Raw genomic sequence first — 1347 nt, 5'->3', positions numbered from 1 at the left:
TCGTTACGTCGCCCACCGGGTTGGGGCCGGAGGCCCGCGTTGCGGCCATGCCGCCCAGCGAGGCATTGGCGCCGGGATCGATCGGAAAGAACAGGCCGGTGTCGCGCAGATGCCGGTTCAAATCCTCACGGGTGACGCCGGGTTCGACCGTGCAGTCGAGATCCTGCGGATTGACCGCCAGGATACGGTTCATGCGCGATGTGTCGACCGATATGCCGCCGCCCGGTGCGTTGGTGTGACCCTCCAGCGAGGAGCCGACGCCGAAGGCGATCACCGGCACGCGGTGCGCCGCACAGGCGCGCACGATCTCCTGCACCTCGGCCGTCGTCTCGGGGAACGCAACGCCATCCGGTGCCTGCGTCGGAATGTAGGTGGTGGTATGTGCATGCTGCGAGCGGATCGCCTGGCCGGTCTGGAATCGCTCGCCGAGCTGCTGCTTGAGGATCCCGAGCACCGCAGCGATGCCTTCCTCGTTGCGTTCGACCGGGTTGAGGTCGCTCAGAGCCATGAATTCCTCCGCGAATGGACCAGCGTCCATGCTTGTTATGCGTCTATGGATGCGTAAAGCAATTCCAGGAAAAGTGTGAAGCGGTTTTCCGTCCGAAATTGCGTCAGAACAAATAGAGTCTCCGGAGCCACGCTCTGTCCAGCACCAGAACAAGGAAGTTTCGATGCCCATCCCCACTCCCTTCGTCTCGAAACCCATGGACATCGAGAAGGACTGGATCGACTACAACGGCCATCTCAACATGGCCTATTACAACGTGCTGTTCGACCGCTGCTCGGACGACGCCTTCGAGGCAATGGGCATGGGACCGAACTATGCCAGGGATCGCCGCCTCACCATCTACACCGCCGAAGTCCATGTCTGCTACGTGCAGGAGCTGCATCTCGAGCACAAGGTCACGGTCTCCTTCCAGCTCATCGACCATGACGACAAGCGGCTGCGGGCCTATCAGGAAATCCGCCATGTCGACGGCTGGCTGGCCGCGACTTCCGAATCGCTGTCGCTGCATGTCGACATGTCCGGGCCGAAGGTGGCGCCCTTCCCCGCCGATGTGCTGGCCAGGGGCGAAGACATGCGCGCCGCCCATTCGGCCCTGCCGATGCCGGAACGGGCCGGCCGCTCGATCGGCATCAAACGCAAATAGGGCGATGCCGACACGTCTCGTTTCCGGCTTCAAAGCCACACCGGCGATCTAAAATCGCAGAACCTTGCCATCGACCGGCGGCGGCGCTTGAAGCGGCGCGGCGCCCTCGTTAACCTTACCAAGGTTTTAACGGGAACAAGCCATTTGAGCCGTTGCGCGACTCAGCGGGCCGGTCGAAAACGATCTGCATCGAGGT

At 62.4% G+C, this 1347-nt stretch carries 2 protein-coding genes; one reads left to right on the top strand and one right to left on the bottom strand.

What is annotated here, in order from left to right; genetic code table 11:
- A partial coding sequence (locus tag EOA22_RS33755) for an FAD-binding oxidoreductase (protein WP_164756189.1) occupies window positions 1-508 on the bottom strand: 508 nt, incomplete at its 3' end.
- Window positions 509-671: 163 nt separating this feature from the next.
- On the opposite strand from EOA22_RS33755, the gene EOA22_RS33750 reads away from it, so the two are divergent.
- Window positions 672-1151, top strand: coding sequence for a thioesterase family protein (locus EOA22_RS33750; RefSeq protein ID WP_127390620.1), 480 nt, complete (start codon window positions 672-674; stop codon window positions 1149-1151).
- Window positions 1152-1347 lie beyond the last annotated feature (196 nt).

This window comes from Mesorhizobium sp. M7A.F.Ca.US.014.04.1.1 (assembly GCF_003998745.1).
In the GTDB taxonomy this organism is placed as follows: Bacteria; Pseudomonadota; Alphaproteobacteria; order Rhizobiales; family Rhizobiaceae; genus Mesorhizobium; species Mesorhizobium ciceri.
The sequence above is the reverse complement of the archived record's forward strand: the minus strand, read 5'-3'. Positions and strand labels throughout refer to the sequence as shown.

Bases quoted from the DNA above. Each gene is read 5' to 3' on its own strand.
- EOA22_RS33750 (WP_127390620.1), top strand. From the start codon at position 672: ATGCCCATCCCCACTCCCTTCGTCTCGAAACCCATGGACATCGAGAAG.